Origin of the sequence: Frigoribacterium sp. NBH87, assembly GCF_014217665.1 — a bacterium.
In the GTDB taxonomy this organism is placed as follows: Bacteria; Actinomycetota; Actinomycetes; order Actinomycetales; family Microbacteriaceae; genus Frigoribacterium; species Frigoribacterium endophyticum.
Genome location: NZ_CP043650.1, coordinates 2,274,689 through 2,290,884 on the forward strand (window position 1 = coordinate 2,274,689; position 16,196 = coordinate 2,290,884).

Annotated in this window: 8 protein-coding genes, 1 tRNA gene and 3 rRNA genes; 8 read left to right on the forward strand and 4 right to left on the reverse strand. The window is 66.1% G+C overall.

From position 1 onward, the window contains the following. Window position 1 precedes the first annotated feature (1 nt). The 7 genes from F1C15_RS10615 (at window position 2) to F1C15_RS10645 (ending at window position 9,763) form a co-directional block, all read left to right on the forward strand. Window positions 2-1,024: a YeiH family protein gene (locus F1C15_RS10615; RefSeq protein WP_185231083.1), complete on the forward strand. Its 1,023-nt coding sequence runs from the start codon at window positions 2-4 to the stop codon at window positions 1,022-1,024. A 623-nt stretch (window positions 1,025-1,647) separates the two neighbouring features. Further along, window positions 1,648-3,169: ribosomal RNA gene (locus F1C15_RS10620) — 16S ribosomal RNA — on the forward strand. Window positions 3,170-3,646: 477 nt separating this feature from the next. Continuing rightward, window positions 3,647-6,770 (forward strand): 23S ribosomal RNA (locus F1C15_RS10625). Between the two features lie 218 nt (window positions 6,771-6,988). Further along, window positions 6,989-7,105 (forward strand): 5S ribosomal RNA (gene rrf / locus F1C15_RS10630). Together the 16S, 23S and 5S rRNA genes form the textbook arrangement of a ribosomal RNA operon. 108 nt (window positions 7,106-7,213) lie before the next feature. After that, window positions 7,214-8,704, forward strand: coding sequence for a glutamate--tRNA ligase (gene gltX / locus F1C15_RS10635; protein ID WP_185231084.1), 1,491 nt, complete (start codon window positions 7,214-7,216; stop codon window positions 8,702-8,704). Beyond that, a complete protein-coding gene (locus F1C15_RS10640; protein ID WP_056051797.1) occupies window positions 8,701-9,636 on the forward strand; it encodes an NAD(P)/FAD-dependent oxidoreductase in 936 nt (311 codons plus the stop codon). Before gltX ends, F1C15_RS10640 begins: the two co-directional genes overlap by 4 nt. Window positions 9,637-9,691: 55 nt before the next feature. Continuing rightward, a tRNA-Gln gene (locus tag F1C15_RS10645) sits at window positions 9,692-9,763 on the forward strand. 412 nt (window positions 9,764-10,175) lie between these two features. On the opposite strand, the gene purL is transcribed toward F1C15_RS10645, so the two are convergent. From purL to F1C15_RS10665, 4 genes are all read right to left on the reverse strand, one after another. Then, window positions 10,176-12,518 (reverse strand): phosphoribosylformylglycinamidine synthase subunit PurL, encoded by a 2,343-nt coding sequence (purL, locus tag F1C15_RS10650; RefSeq protein ID WP_370543588.1) that lies wholly within the window; start codon window positions 12,516-12,518, stop codon window positions 10,176-10,178. Then, a complete protein-coding gene (purQ, locus tag F1C15_RS10655) occupies window positions 12,515-13,210 on the reverse strand; it encodes a phosphoribosylformylglycinamidine synthase subunit PurQ (protein WP_185231085.1) in 696 nt (231 codons plus the stop codon). The genes purL and purQ overlap by 4 nt, the downstream gene beginning before the upstream one ends. After that, on the reverse strand, window positions 13,210-13,494 hold the full coding sequence (locus F1C15_RS10660) for a phosphoribosylformylglycinamidine synthase subunit PurS (RefSeq protein ID WP_056055429.1): 285 nt from the start codon (window positions 13,492-13,494) through the stop codon (window positions 13,210-13,212). The genes purQ and F1C15_RS10660 overlap by 1 nt, the downstream gene beginning before the upstream one ends. Window positions 13,495-13,803: 309 nt before the next feature. Beyond that, window positions 13,804-15,111, reverse strand: coding sequence for an acyltransferase (locus tag F1C15_RS10665; RefSeq protein WP_255465174.1), 1,308 nt, complete (start codon window positions 15,109-15,111; stop codon window positions 13,804-13,806). Window positions 15,112-15,237: 126 nt separating this feature from the next. On the opposite strand from F1C15_RS10665, the gene F1C15_RS10670 reads away from it, so the two are divergent. Continuing rightward, window positions 15,238-16,161 carry a ribokinase gene (locus F1C15_RS10670; protein ID WP_185231086.1) on the forward strand — a complete coding sequence of 308 codons (924 nt, stop codon included), beginning with the start codon at window positions 15,238-15,240 and terminating at the stop codon, window positions 16,159-16,161. The last annotated feature ends 35 nt before the right edge of the window (window positions 16,162-16,196 follow it).

Sequence of the window (16,196 nt, forward strand, 5' to 3'; positions counted from 1 at the left end):
AGTGACGACCCCGAGCAGTGCCGTCGAGCGCTCGCGCGCCGCGTGGCTGCCCGGGGTCGCCGCTGCCGCGGGGGCCGCGGTCGTCGCCTGGCTCCTGCACCTCGCGATCCCCGCGGTGCCCGTGCTCACCGCGAGCGTCCTGCTCGGCATCGTCGTCGCCCAGATCCGACCGGCTCGGCGGTGGCTCGACGGGGTGCTCGCCCCGGGGCTCGCGCTCTCGGCCCGTCGGCTGCTGCGCATCGGGGTCGTCCTGCTCGGCCTGAGGCTCAGCCTGGTCGACGTCGCGTCGCTCGGCGGCGTGACGATCGCTGCGATCGTGGGCATCCTCGTGTCGACCTTCGCCGTGACGTGGGCGCTGGGCCGATGGGCCCGACTCCCCGGCGATCAGCCGCTCCTGCTGGCGGCCGGCTTCTCGATCTGCGGGGCGTCGGCGATCGGAGCGATGAGCGCCGTCACCCGTGACCGCGGCAAGGACGCCGCCACCCCCGTGGCCCTCGTGACCCTGTGCGGAACGGCCGCGATCGTGGTCTTGCCGGTGGTCGGCCGTGCGGTCGGCCTGACCGACGTCGAGTTCGGTGCGTGGACGGGGGCCAGCGTCCACGACGTCGGTCAGGTCGTGGCCACGGCGCAGACCGCCGGCGCCACGGCCCTCGCGATCGCGGTCGTCGTCAAGCTCACCCGAGTGGTGATGCTCGCCCCGGTGGTGGCGATCACGTCCGCGGTGGTCCGTCGCGGCGGGGGCGACGCCGGCAGCCGGCCTCCCCTGGTGCCCCTGTTCGTGCTCGGCTTCCTGGCCGCGGTCGTCGTCCGCACACTGGTGGACCTGCCGGAGTCGGTGGTCACCGGAGCCGACACCGTGCAGACCGCACTGCTCGCGCTCGCACTCGTCGGGCTCGGCACCGGCGTCCGGCTCGAGCGCCTCGCCCGCACCGGAGGCCGCGCGGTGCTGATCGGCCTGGGGTCGTGGCTCTTCATCGCGGTGCTCTCGCTCGTGGTCGTCCGGATGCTGCCGCTCGGAGCCTGATCGGCCCTCCTGCCGCTCGGCAGGAACGCCCCTGGGCGGCCGTGTGCGGCTCTCTGCCGAACGTTCACGCGCTGGACCCTTGATTTTCCGGGGTTGGTGGTTGCGACACGCCCGGGATGTGTGGGGGTTTGGACGTTGGGCGGGTGGTGCCTGTAATGTTCTTTCTTGTCACCACAACGGTGCGGCGGAGCGAAGCTCCACCGGCCTCAAGCTGACCAGCCTCCAAGTCCTCGAGTTGCCTTACGGCCTCGGACCAAGTGGGTTGCGAACACTGATCCACATGGTGTAGCGTCATGGCTCGTTGCGAAAGCGACACCGGCTCCTTACGGGGGTCGAAGAGCGGTGGTCTTACATGGTGAAGATCGGTGCTAAGGTTTCACAGCTGCCTCGGACGAGGGCCTTTATATAGGTCGGGTTTCGGGTGCGTTTGGTCCTTGAGAACTCAACAGCGTGCACATTGTCAAATGCCAAATTATACCCTGGCATCGTGATGAACTTCGGTTCTGAGTGGTGTTTAGGTTTCTTTGAGATTGATGGACAACAACAATCGTCAGATTGTTTTGTTCTTTGGTCAGCATCAAATTCAGCAGATCCGGCCTTTTTCCGGTTGGTCTGTTTTTTCTTTTACGGAGAGTTTGATCCTGGCTCAGGACGAACGCTGGCGGCGTGCTTAACACATGCAAGTCGAACGATGAACTCCAGCTTGCTGGGGGGATTAGTGGCGAACGGGTGAGTAACACGTGAGTAACCTGCCCTTGACTCTGGGATAAGCGCTGGAAACGGCGTCTAATACCGGATACGAGCTTCAGCCGCATGGCTAGGAGTTGGAAAGAATTTCGGTCAAGGATGGACTCGCGGCCTATCAGCTAGTTGGTGAGGTAATGGCTCACCAAGGCGACGACGGGTAGCCGGCCTGAGAGGGTGACCGGCCACACTGGGACTGAGACACGGCCCAGACTCCTACGGGAGGCAGCAGTGGGGAATATTGCACAATGGGCGAAAGCCTGATGCAGCAACGCCGCGTGAGGGATGACGGCCTTCGGGTTGTAAACCTCTTTTAGTAGGGAAGAAGCGAAAGTGACGGTACCTGCAGAAAAAGCACCGGCTAACTACGTGCCAGCAGCCGCGGTAATACGTAGGGTGCAAGCGTTGTCCGGAATTATTGGGCGTAAAGAGCTCGTAGGCGGTTTGTCGCGTCTGCTGTGAAATCTGGGGGCTCAACCCCCAGCCTGCAGTGGGTACGGGCAGACTAGAGTGCGGTAGGGGAGATTGGAATTCCTGGTGTAGCGGTGGAATGCGCAGATATCAGGAGGAACACCGATGGCGAAGGCAGATCTCTGGGCCGTAACTGACGCTGAGGAGCGAAAGCGTGGGGAGCGAACAGGATTAGATACCCTGGTAGTCCACGCCGTAAACGTTGGGAACTAGATGTGGGGACCATTCCACGGTCTCCGTGTCGCAGCTAACGCATTAAGTTCCCCGCCTGGGGAGTACGGCCGCAAGGCTAAAACTCAAAGGAATTGACGGGGGCCCGCACAAGCGGCGGAGCATGCGGATTAATTCGATGCAACGCGAAGAACCTTACCAAGGCTTGACATATACCGGAAACGGCCAGAGATGGTCGCCCCGCAAGGTCGGTATACAGGTGGTGCATGGTTGTCGTCAGCTCGTGTCGTGAGATGTTGGGTTAAGTCCCGCAACGAGCGCAACCCTCGTTCTATGTTGCCAGCACGTTATGGTGGGAACTCATAGGAGACTGCCGGGGTCAACTCGGAGGAAGGTGGGGATGACGTCAAATCATCATGCCCCTTATGTCTTGGGCTTCACGCATGCTACAATGGCCGGTACAAAGGGCTGCGATACCGTAAGGTGGAGCGAATCCCAAAAAGCCGGTCTCAGTTCGGATTGGGGTCTGCAACTCGACCCCATGAAGTCGGAGTCGCTAGTAATCGCAGATCAGCAACGCTGCGGTGAATACGTTCCCGGGCCTTGTACACACCGCCCGTCAAGTCATGAAAGTCGGTAACACCCGAAGCCAGTGGCCTAACCCCTTGTGGGATGGAGCTGTCGAAGGTGGGATCGGTGATTAGGACTAAGTCGTAACAAGGTAGCCGTACCGGAAGGTGCGGCTGGATCACCTCCTTTCTAAGGAGCATGTACCAGCCCTGCTGTTTACACAGGGATCATCTGGTCAAGTCAGTACTAGAGCGAATGTCTCTGGCTGGCGCTCATGGGTGGAACATTGACAATGGTCGTTTTGTGACGGCGCAGTGCTTAGTACGATCTCTTCGGAGGTGTGGAACGGTGTGGCGCACAAGCGGAACGGTATGCACGCTGTTGGGTCCTGAGGGACCAAGCTTCCACGCTCTTCGGGGTGTGGGGTTTTACCTCTGGGCCAGGAAAGTCCTGCATGTATCGCAGGGTGATTCTGGTGCCGCCCGTATTTTGAGAACTACACAGTGGACGCGAGCATCTTAGTCGCAAATCAAGAGCTGGCCCTTTCGGGGGTTGGTGACCGGGTTTGTGATACTAAGTGCAATTTCTTAGACCAACTCAGCCTTCGGGTTGGGTTGGCGAATGAGATAACACTGAGCTGCCAGCTTTGGCTGGTGGCAACTTTGTGGTCAAGTTTCTAAGAGCAAACGGTGGATGCCTTGGCATCTGGAGCCGAAGAAGGACGTAGAAATCTGCGATAAGCCTCGGGGAGCTGATAATCGAGCCCTGATCCGAGGATTTCCGAATGGGGAAACCCCGCCAGGCGTTTTGACCTGGTGACTCCCGCCTGAATATATAGGGCGGGTAGAGGGAACGTGGGGAAGTGAAACATCTCAGTACCCACAGGAAGAGAAAACAACAGTGATTCCGTGAGTAGTGGCGAGCGAAATCGGAAGAGGCTAAACCGGTCATGTGTGATAGACGGCGGTCGTTGCATGGTCGGGGTTGTGGGACCCGTTGTCCTGTTCTGCCGGACAGGAACAGTTACAGCGCAGTATAGGCGAACAGCTTTGAATGGCTGGTCATAGAGGGTGCGAACCCCGTAGCCGAAATGCTGGTGCTGGCTGAATGGGGATCCCAAGTAGCTCGGGGCCCGAGAAATCCCGTGTGAATCTGTCAGGACCACCTGATAAGCCTAAATACTCCCAGATGACCGATAGCGGACAAGTACCGTGAGGGAAAGGTGAAAAGTACCCCGGGAGGGGAGTGAAATAGTACCTGAAACCGTTTGCTTACAAACCGTTGGAGCCTCCTTGTAGGGGTGACAGCGTGCCTTTTGAAGAATGAGCCTGCGAGTTAGCGATATGTGGCGAGGTTAACCCGTGTGGGGTAGCCGTAGCGAAAGCGAGTCTTAAGAGGGCGATCCAGTCGCATGTCCTAGACCCGAAGCGAAGTGATCTATCCATGGCCAGGTTGAAGCGACGGTAAGACGTCGTGGAGGACCGAACCCACTTCAGTTGAAAATGGAGGGGATGAGCTGTGGATAGGGGTGAAAGGCCAATCAAACTTCGTGATAGCTGGTTCTCTCCGAAATGCATTTAGGTGCAGCGTTGCGTGTTTCTTGCCGGAGGTAGAGCTACTGGATGGCCGATGGGGCCCAAAAGCTTACTGACGTCAGCCAAACTCCGAATGCCGGTAAGTGAGAGCGCAGCAGTGAGACGGTGGGGGATAAGCTTCATCGTCGAGAGGGAAACAACCCAGACTACCAACTAAGGTCCCTAAGCGTGTGCTAAGTGGGAAAGGATGTGGAGTTGCATAGACAACCAGGAGGTTGGCTTAGAAGCAGCCACCCTTGAAAGAGTGCGTAATAGCTCACTGGTCAAGTGATTCCGCGCCGACAATGTAACGGGGCTCAAGCACACCACCGAAGTTGTAGATTTCGTATTATAGACAAGCCTTCGTGGTTCAGTCGTACGGAGTGGTAGGAGAGCGTCGTGTGGCCAGTGAAGCGGCGGTGTAAACCAGCCGTGGAGGCCACACGAGTGAGAATGCAGGCATGAGTAGCGAAAGACGGGTGAGAAACCTGTCCTCCGAAAGACCAAGGGTTCCAGGGCCAGGTTAATCCGCCCTGGGTAAGTCGGGACCTAAGGCGAGGCCGACAGGCGTAGTCGATGGACAACGGGTTGATATTCCCGTACCGGCGAAGAACCGCCCAAGCTAATCCAGTGGTGCTAAGAGTCCTAACCCGGCTGAGCGGATCCCTTCGGGGTGATGCCGGCCGGTCTAACGCTCGACCCCATGCTGGTGCGGTTAGCGTATTAACAGGTGTGACGCAGGAAGGTAGCTGAGCCAGGCGATGGTATCCGTAAGGTGAACCTGGTGTAAGGATGTAGGGCTGACGATAGGCAAATCCGTCGTCAATGTGCCTGAGACCCGATGCGTACCCCGATTGGGGGAAATCAGTGATCCTATGCTGCCGAGAAAAGCATCGACGCGAGGTTCAAGCCGCCCGTACCCCAAACCGACTCAGGTGGTCAGGTAGAGAATACCAAGGAGATCGAGAGAATCGTGGTTAAGGAACTCGGCAAAATGCCCCCGTAACTTCGGGAGAAGGGGGGCCGGAACCGTGATGGGATTTACTCCCGGAGCGGGAAAGGCCGCAGAGACCAGTGGGAAGCGACTGTTTACTAAAAACACAGGTCCGTGCCAAGTCGCAAGACGATGTATACGGACTGACGCCTGCCCGGTGCTGGAAGGTTAAGAGGAAGGGTTAGCGCAAGCGAAGCTCAGAATTTAAGCCCCAGTAAACGGCGGTGGTAACTATAACCATCCTAAGGTAGCGAAATTCCTTGTCGGGTAAGTTCCGACCTGCACGAATGGCGTAACGACTTCCCAGCTGTCTCAACCGCGAACTCGGCGAAATTGCACTACGAGTAAAGATGCTCGTTACGCGCAGCAGGACGGAAAGACCCCGTGACCTTTACTACAGCTTGGTATTGGTGTTCGGAGTGGCTTGTGTAGGATAGGTGGGAGACTGTGAAGCTTGGACGCTAGTTCAGGTGGAGTCATTGTTGAAATACCACTCTGGTCACTTTGGATATCTAACTACGAACCGTGATCCGGTTCTGGGACAGTGCCTGGTGGGTAGTTTAACTGGGGCGGTTGCCTCCTAAAGAGTAACGGAGGCGCCCAAAGGTTCCCTCAACCTGGTTGGCAATCAGGTGTCGAGTGTAAGTGCACAAGGGAGCTTGACTGTGAGACTGACAAGTCGAGCAGGGACGAAAGTCGGGACTAGTGATCCGGCAGTGGCTTGTGGAAGCGCTGTCGCTCAACGGATAAAAGGTACCTCGGGGATAACAGGCTGATCTTGCCCAAGAGTCCATATCGACGGCATGGTTTGGCACCTCGATGTCGGCTCGTCGCATCCTGGGGCTGGAGTAGGTCCCAAGGGTTGGGCTGTTCGCCCATTAAAGCGGTACGCGAGCTGGGTTTAGAACGTCGTGAGACAGTTCGGTCCCTATCCGCTGCGCGCGTAGGAAATTTGAGAAGATCTATCCCTAGTACGAGAGGACCGGGATGGACGAACCTCTGGTGTGTCAGTTGTCCTGCCAAGGGCACCGCTGATTAGCTACGTTCGGAACGGATAACCGCTGAAAGCATCTAAGCGGGAAGCCGGCTTCGAGATGAGATTTCCATACCCTTCGGGGTGAGAGGCTCCCAGCTAGACTACTGGGTTGATAGGCCGGATGTGGAAGTGGGGACTAACGACCCATGGAGCTGACCGGTACTAATAAGCCGATAACTTGACAACACTCTTCCCTTGTAGAGGGGAAGAAAGATTGCTTCGCGTCCACTATGTGGTTCCCGGAAGACGGTCGGTAACGACCCGTTCTTTACGGAAACAACCCCGCCACCAGGCACCGTTCCCTGGTGCGGGACAACAGAACAGACAAGTCCCATCACCTCGTGGTGGGCATGGTCTGGAACAGACTTCACCACATGCCCTTTGGGTGTGTGTGTGGTAAATGTTTCGGCGGCCATAGCGAGAGGGAAACGCCCGGTCCCATTCCGAACCCGGAAGCTAAGACTCTCAGCGCCGATGGTACTGCAAGGGGGACCTTGTGGGAGAGTAGGACACCGCCGGACTTCCTTTAGTGCCCAGCATGACTGGCACACCGAAAGGCCCCTCCACAGGAGGGGCCTTTCGTGTTTAACGCAGGTGGCCACGGGGGCCGGCCGGTAAGATCATCACCGATGTCTGCTCCCTTCTCCACCGCCACCGGCACTGATGTGCGCGTGCGGTTCTGCCCCTCGCCCACCGGTACGCCCCACGTCGGGCTCATCCGCACCGCCCTCTTCAACTGGGCCTACGCACGCCACACCGGCGGCAAGCTCGTGTTCCGCATCGAGGACACTGACGCGAGCCGCGACAGCGAGGAGAGCTACGAGCAGATCCTCGACGGTCTGCGCTGGTTGAAGATCGACTGGGACGAGGGCGTCGACGTCGGCGGGCCTCACGCTCCTTACCGCCAGTCGCTCCGTCACGACATCTACCGTGACGTCATCGACCAGCTCCTCGAGAAGGGGCTCCTCTACGAGAGCTTCGCCACGGGTGAGGAGATCGAGGCGCGCAACGTCGAGCAGGGCCGTGACCCGAAGCAGGGCTACGACAACTTCGAGCGGGAGCTCACGGCCGACCAGCGTGCGGCCTACCGCGCTGAGGGTCGCCAGCCGGCGCTGCGCCTCCGCGTGCCGGACCGTGACCTGAGCTTCGATGACCTCGTCCGCGGCGAGATCACCTTCCCGGCGGGATCCTTCTCGGACTTCGTGGTGGTCCGGCCGAACGGTGTCCCGCTCTACACCTTCGTCAACCCGCTCGACGACGCCCTGATGGGAATCACGCACGTGCTGCGTGGCGAGGACCTCCTGTCGTCCACGCCTCGGCAGATCGCTCTCTACGAGGCGCTGGTCGAGCTCGGCGTGACCTCCTTCATCCCGCGCTTCGGCCACCTCCCCTATGTCATGGGCGACGGCAACAAGAAGCTGTCGAAGCGCGACCCGGAGTCGAACCTCTTCCACCACCGCGATCGGGGCTTCATCCCCGAGGGCCTGGTCAACTACCTGGCCCTGCTCGGCTGGTCGCTCACGCACGACCGTGACGTGTTCAGCATCGACGAGATGGTGGCGGCGTTCGACGTCGTCGACGTCAACCCGAACCCGGCTCGCTTCGACCTCAAGAAGGCCGAGTCCATCAACGGCGACCACGTCCGGCTGCTCGAGCCCGACGACTTCCGCTCTCGCTTGCTGCCGTACCTCGACGGCGTGGTCAGCGATCCTCCCACGGAGGCCGAGACGGCGATCCTGGTGCAGGCGGCGCCCCTCGTCCAGGAGCGCATGACCTTGCTCAGCGAGGCGCGGGGGATGCTGTCGTTCCTCTTCGTCGGCGACGACGAGCTCGTGCACGAGGCCGACGCGATCGCCTCTCTGCCGGACTCCGCGGACGACGTTCTCCGCGCCTCCTCGGCGGCCCTGCAGGGGCTGGAGGGCTGGACGCACCCGGAGATCCAGGAGGCGCTCAAGGGCGCGCTCGTCGACGGGCTCGGACTCAAGCCCCGGCTCGCGTACGGGCCGCTGCGCGTGGCGCTGTCGGGTCGCAAGGTCAGCCCGCCGCTCTTCGAGTCGATGGAGATCCTCGGGCGCGAGTCGACGCTGCGCCGCATCCAGCGTCTGCTCGACCGGTCGTGAACGACGTGTACGACGTCGCCGTCGTCGGAGCCGGCCCCGCCGGGCTCAGCGCTGCCCTCAACCTCGTGCGGGCACGGCGACGCGTGCTGCTGATCGACAGCAACCGACCGCGGAACTCCGCGACGCTGCTGTCGCACGGCTTCCTCACCCGCGACGGCATCTCGCCCCTCGAGCTGCGAAAGCTCGGCCGCGAGGAGTTCCTCGGCTACGAGGGCGCCGAGCACCGCCAGACCCTGGCCACGGCGATCCGCACGACCGAGGGCGGCTTCGAGATCGACTGCGAGTTCCGCGGAGCGGCCTCGTCGGCCACGGCGCGAGTGGTACTGGTCTCGACGGGGCTGCACGAGACGCTGCCCGACATCGGGTCGCTCCGGGCGTTCTACGGCACCTACGTGCACAGCTGCATCGAATGCGACGCCTGGGGCAAGCGCGACCAGCCGATCGCCGTCATCGGCGAGCACCCCGACCTCGCCGAGCGCGCGCTGCTGCTGTCGCAGTGGAGCGACGACATCGTCGCCTTCACGAACGGCGCCGACATCGTCACCGCGTCCGAGGAGTCGAGGCTCGCCAGCCGGGGCATCCGGGTCGAGCGCCGCCGCGTGGCCGCGATCCAGGGCGACCGCGAGGGGATGCACGGGGTGGAGCTCGCCGACGGCGAGGTCGTCGCCCGGACGGCCGGCTTCGTGCGACCGACGTGGTCGGGGGCGCTCGAGTACGTCGCGCCCACCGGTGCCGAGCTCGACGCCGACGGCCTGCTCGTCGTCGACGACCACGGTCACACCTCGGTGCAGGGCCTGTACGCGGCGGGGGAGTCCACCGCACCCGGGCCGCAGCAGCTCATCGTCGCCGCCGGCTCGGGGGCACGGGTCGCCGCCACCATCAACCGCGATCTCGTCGGTGGTGTCGAGCACCTCGGAGATGCTGTACAGTAGACAATCGGTTCAGGTTCTGGGCCGACGATGCCGACACCATCACAGGTGTTGTCATTGGGGTATGGTGTAATTGGCAACACGACTGATTCTGGTTCAGTTGTTCTTGGTTCGAGTCCAGGTACCCCAGCAATGCATGCCCCTTGACCTTTCGGTCCGGGGGGCATTGCTGTTCGTGCTTGTTCGGCGGCCTGCCGGCCGCTGTCGGGCGAGCTTCGCCGCCCGACGCGCGGGGGCGAGCTTCGCCGCCCCCTGCTGGGGAGGGCGGGCTTCGCCGCCCGGGGGCGAGCTGCGCCGCCCAGAGGAGGGCGAGCTGCGCCGCCCTTAGGGCGAGCTGTGCCGCCCGGGGGGAGGGCGAGCTGCGCCGCCCGGGGGGAGGGCGAGCTGCGCCGCCCGTGGGGCGAGCTGCGCCGCCCGTGGGGCGAGCTGCGCCGCCCGGGGGAGGGCGAGCTGCGCCGCCTCGGGGGACGGGCTACGACGTCCGGGGACGGGGGAGGGCCCCTGCGGTGGCAGGGGCCCTCGGGAGTGGTGCGGGGTGCGCGTCAGGCGGGGATGGTCGCGCCGAAGCGCGCGGGGAGCGTGCCGCGGTGCGTCCGACGGAGCTCGTCGATCGTCACCGTGAAGCGGTCCTGGATCTCGAGCGAGCCCGAGGCGCCGTCCGTCACGCCGATGCGGGCGACGGGGTAGCCGCGGCCCTCGCAGAGGCCCCGGAACTTCACGTCGTCCTCACGCGGCACCGAGACGACGACACGGCCGGTCGACTCGCTGAACAGCGCCGTCGCCACGTCCACGCCGTCACGCTCCATCACCTCGTCGAGCCACACACGGGCACCGACTCCGAACCGCAGCACGGCCTCGGCCAGCGCCTGGCCCAGCCCGCCGTCGCTGAGGTCGTGCGCCGCCGCGAGCAGCGACTGGTCGGCACCGGCGGCCAGCAGGCCCGCCAGCTGCTTCTCCGCCTCGAGGTCGACCGCCGGCGGGCGACCGCCGAGGTGGTCGTGCACGACCCCGGCCCAGGCCGAGCCGTCGAGCTCGAGCTTCGTCGTGCCGAGCAAGTAGATGTTGTCGCCCTCGTCCTGCCAGCCCGACGGGACGCGCTTCGCGACGTCCTGGATGACACCGAGCACGCCGACCACGGGCGTCGGGTGGATCGGCGCCGTGCCGGTCTGGTTGTAGAACGAGACGTTGCCGCCCGTGACCGGGATCTCGAGCTCGAGGCAGCCGTCGGCCAGGCCCTCGACGGCCTGCGAGAACTGCCACATGACCTCCGGGTCCTCCGGGCTGCCGAAGTTGAGGCAGTCGGTGACCGCGGCGGGCACGGCACCCGTGACGGCGACGTTGCGGTACGCCTCCGCGAGGGCCAGACGCGCTCCCTGCTTGGGGTCGAGCTGGCAGTACCGGCCATTGGCGTCGGTGGCGATCGCGAAGCCGAGCCCCGACTCCTCGTCCACCCGGACCATGCCGCCGTCGTCGGGGAAGCTCAGCGCCGTGTTGCCGAGCACGTACGTGTCGTACTGGTTGGTCACCCAGCTCTTGTCGGAGAGGTTCGGCGAGCCGAGCAGCTGGAGGAACTGCTCGCGCAGCACCGCGTTGCCCGTGGGGCGGGCGAGGGCCGACGCGCTGTCGGCCTGGAGGGCGTCGATCCAGGTCGGGTACGCCACCGGGCGCTCGTAGACCGGCCCGTCGACCGCGACCGTGCGCGGCTCGACGTTGACGATCTCCTCGCCGTGCCAGTTGATGACGAGGCGGCCCGTGTCGGTGACCTCGCCGAGCACGCTCGTCTCGACGTCCCACTTGGCCGTCACCGCGAGGAAGTCGTCGAGCTTGTCGGGGCGGACGACGGCCATCATGCGCTCCTGGCTCTCGCTCATGAGGATCTCCTCCGCCGTGAGCGACGGGTCGCGCAGCAGGACGGAGTCGAGCTCGATGAACATGCCGCCGTCGCCGTTCGAGGCGAGCTCGGAGGTGGCACAGCTGATGCCGGCGGCCCCCAGGTCTTGGATGCCCTCGACCAGCTCGTCGCGGAACAGCTCGAGGCAGCACTCGATGAGCACCTTCTCGGCGAACGGGTCGCCCACCTGCACTGAGGGGCGCTTGGTCGGGCCGCCGGCCGAGAACGTGTCGGAGGCCAGGATGGAGGCGCCCCCGATGCCGTCGCCGCCGGTGCGGGCCCCGAAGAGCACCACCTTGTTGCCCACGCCCTTGGCGTTCGCGAGGTGCAGGTCTTCGTGGCGGAGCACGCCCACCGCGAGGGCGTTCACCAGCGGGTTGCCCTGGTACACGGCGTCGAAGTACGTCTCGCCGCCGATGTTGGGCAGGCCGAGGCAGTTCGCGTAGAAGCTGATGCCGCCCACGACGCCGTCGACGACGCGCGCCGTGTCGGGGGCGTCGATGTCGCCGAAGCGGAGCTGGTCCATCACGGCGACCGGGCGGGCGCCCATCGAGATGATGTCGCGGACGATGCCGCCGACGCCCGTGGCCGCGCCCTGGAAGGGCTCGATGTAGCTGGGGTGGTTGTGGGACTCGACCTTGAAGGTCACCGCCCAGCCGCCTCCGACGTCGACCACGCCCGCGTTCTCGCCCATGCCGACCATCAGGTCTTTCTTCATGGCGGGGGAGACCTTCTGGCCGAACTGGCGCAGGTAGATCTTGCTCGACTTGTAGGAGCAGTGCTCGCTCCACATGACCGAGTACATCGCCAGCTCGCCGCTCGTGGGGCGACGGCCGAGGATCTCGCGGATCTTCGCGTACTCGTCGGCCTTGAGGCCGAGCGCCGCGTAGGGCTGCTCCTTGTCGGGCGTCGCCGCCGCGTCGGCGACCGTGTCGGGCTTGGGGCCCTCGGGGCGGACGTCGATCAGCTCGGCGTGGTCGTCGTTGATGCTCACTTGGACAGGGCCCTCTCGATGACGGACGTGAAGAAGGTGAGGCCGTCGACGCCGCTAGACATGGCGTCGGGCATGTCGGGGCCGAAGCCGGGCTCGGTGGCGTGCTCGGGGTGCGGCATGAGCCCGACGACGTTGCCGCGGGCGTTCGAGACGCCGGCGATGTCGTCCATCGAGCCGTTGGGGTTGACCCCGACGTAGCGGAAGGCGACCTGGCCCTCGCCCTCGATGCGCGCGATGGTCTCGGCGTCGGCGATGAACCGGCCGTCGGCGTTCTTGAGGGGGATGGTGATCTCCTGCCCCTCCGCGAAGCCGTTCGTCCAGTCGGTGGAGGCGTTCTCGACGCGCAGCACCTGGTCGCGACGGATGAACTGCTGGTGAGCGTTGCGGGTGTGGGCACCGGGGATGAGCCGCGCCTCCGCCAGCATCTGGAAGCCGTTGCAGATGCCGAGCACCGGCATGCCCGACTTCGCGGCCGAGACGACCTCGGTCATGATCGGCGAGAGCGAGGCGATCGCGCCGGCGCGCAGGTAGTCGCCGTAGCTGAAGCCGCCGGGCAGGATGAGCGCCTCGACGCCCTGGAGGTCGTGCTGACCGTGCCAGAGGGCGACGGGCTCGCCGCCGGCGAGGCGCACCGCGCGCTGCGCGTCGCGGTCGTCGAGGGAGCCGGGGAAGGTGACGACGCCGACGCGCATCAGGCTGCGGGGGCCGCGTCGAGCACCGTGACGCCCACGACGTCCTCGATCACGGAGTTCGAGAGCACGTCGTCGGCGAGTCGGCGCACCTCGGCCAGGACGGCCTCGGTCACCTCGCCCTCGACGGTCAGCTCGAAGCGCTTGCCGATGCGGACGTCGGTGAACGTCGCTCCGGCCTGGTCGGGAGCGGCGGAGCCGAGACGGGCCAGGGCGCCGGCGACGGCCTTGCCCTGGGGGTCGAGCAGTTCAGCCTTGGGCATGACCTCGACGACGATGGTGGGCACGATCAACTCCTGCAGAAGCGGTAGCGGATGGACGCGTCGAGTCTAGGGCAGGGGGAGGCCCGGGCCCGCGGGCACGGGGAGGCGCCCGGGGCCGCGGGGAGGGCCGTCGAGCTGGGGAGGGAGCCGCGGTTGTCGGCTGTTGCCGAGGCTCCTCCCAGCGTCGTCATCGGATCGCGTCGCACCATTGACGCAGCGGCAGGAACAGGGCCTCGTGATCGGGCCTCCTGTCGACATCCGGTCGAGGGTTCCTGATCCGCCCGACGCCGTAGGACGCCCGGCCGGCACCCCCCGACCGGCCGGGCGTCACCCTCACCTCGCGCGGGGCGCGAGCAGCTGGACGGCGAGCGGCAGGGCCACGGCCCCCGCGATCGCCAGCGGCAGGTCCAGCCCCCACAGCATCACCGCGAAGGTCGGCGCGACGACCAGCGCCGCGGCGACCACGACGACGCCGACGCCGACGGGCGGGCTCACGACATCGGCGGACCGGCGCCGCGGCGGCTGTTCGAGACGCCCCGTCAGGAGCGACACCGCACACGCGAGGCCCACCACCAGCAGCGCGACGGGCCCTCGGCTCCACCACCAGGCGGCCGAGCCGGGCTCGGGCAGCGGGCCGCCGAGCGCGAGGCAGACCCCGAGCACGGCGATCAGCAGCGGCAGGTGCCACAGGTAGATCGTCATGCCGCGGCTGCCCACGGCCAGCACGACGGCGCGGGCCGGCGTCGTCGCCATGAGCCGCTCGAGGAGCGGGCGGAGGAGCGTCAGGACGCAGATCTGGCCGACGCCGAGCACCATCAGCGGCACGGTCGGCGGGTTCAGGCCGGCGAGCATGTCGGGGGACCACGGGCCGACCGTGGTCAGCACGGGCAGCGAGAGCCAGCACGCCGCGGCCACGGCCACGAGCAGGAGGCGCGGTGCGCGCCCGAGCCACCCGCTCGCGACCGCGAACCCCAGCTGCTGGACGAACAGCCAGACGAAGACCAGGTTGAGCAGGCCGACGTCGGTCACCCCGCTCGACCAGCGGGCGGCGTCGACGAGGACCGCCGCGGTCGCCAGGGTGACGAAGGTCACGGCGGGGCGGGTCTCGTGCAGGCGCGCCATCGTCGGCACCGCCACCTGCGTGATCGCGTAGGCGGCCAGGAACCACAGGGGCGAGCCGACCCCGGTCGCCACCACGTCGAGCAGGGCGGGGTCGACGCCGAGCAGCGTCGCGACGAGCAGGGCCGCGGCGAGCACCACGAACACGGGCACGGCGGGCCGGGCGAGCCGGACCAGGCGACCGGCCACGTGCTCGGAGGCCGTGACGCCGCGGCGGCGGGCGCTCGCCCACGACGTCGCGCTCGCGAAGCCGCCGAGCACGAAGAAGAGGGGCATCACCTGACCGGCCCAGGTCGACACCGCGAACCAGGGCTGCTCGGTGAGCGGCTGCGTCGCGGTGACGGCGCCGTCGGCGTCGACCGCGACGCCGACCATCAGGACGTGGATGACCACGACCAGCAGCACGCAGGCCACGCGGGCCAGGTCGACGACGAGGTCGCGCCCCGAGAGGTCGAGCGCCCGGGCGGCGGCCGGGTCGCCCGAGCGGCCGGTGCGCGGCCCGGCGTGCATGGAGGCTGTCATGGTCGAACCGTAGCGACCGGTCTGCCCCGATGGGGCGTTCCTCCACAGGCGGCCTCCGAAGTCATCCCCAGGGCTGACCGTGGTGGAGGGCGTCGCCGAGCGCCCGTGGCGGTCCAGGATGGGGGCATGAGCACAACCGAGCCCACAGTCGCCGTCGTCGGATCCGTCAACCTCGACCTGGTCGCCCGCGTCCGGGAGTTCCCCCGCGCCGGCGAGACCGTCCTCGGGTCGGAGTACGAGGAGGCGCCGGGCGGCAAGGGCCTCAACCAGGCCGTCGGGGCGGTGCGGCGCGGCACCACGGCCCTCGTCTCCTCCGTCGGCGACGACCCCGTCGGCGACCGCGTGGTCGCGTGGGCGGCAGGCCACGGCATCGACGTGGCCGGGGTGCACCGCGCCCCGGGGCTGACCGGCCGGGCCCTCATCACGGTCGCTCCCGACGGCGAGAACATCATCGTCGTCGCGCCGCTCGCGAACGGCGCGCTGACACCCGAGCACGTCGCCGCCGAGCTCGACCGGATCCGGCCCGACGTCGTCCTCGCCCAGCACGAGATCAGCGAGGCCGCCCTGCGCGCCGCCGTCGAGTGGTGCCGCGCGTCGGGCGCCCGCTTCGTCTTCAACGCCAGCCCGGTGCGCAGCGTGCCGGTCGACGTGCTGGACGCGAGCGACCCGGTGGTGGTGAACGCCGCCGAGGGGCTCGCCCTGCTGCGCGCGGCGGAGGCCGCCCGCCCGGTCGGGGAGCCGGGCTCGCGGTCAGCCGTCCGCGAGGGCGGGGCCTGGCGGCCGGCGGACGTCGCGCGTCGCCTCCTCGAGCTCAGCCCGTCCGCCGTCGTCACGGCCGGGGGCGCCGGCGCCTTCGTCGCCGACGCGGCAGGCGTCGAGCACGTCACGACCAGCACCCGCGTGGTCGCCCTCGACACGACGGGCGCGGGCGACGAGTTCGCCGGGGTGCTCGTCGCGGAGCTGGCCGGCGGGGCCTCGCTGCACGACGCCGCCGGGGCCGCGAACGACGCGGCGGGGGCGCTCGTCCAGGTGCCGCGCGAGCGGCGCTAGGCCGAGACCCGTCGACCGGGGCCGGGGCAGCGGCC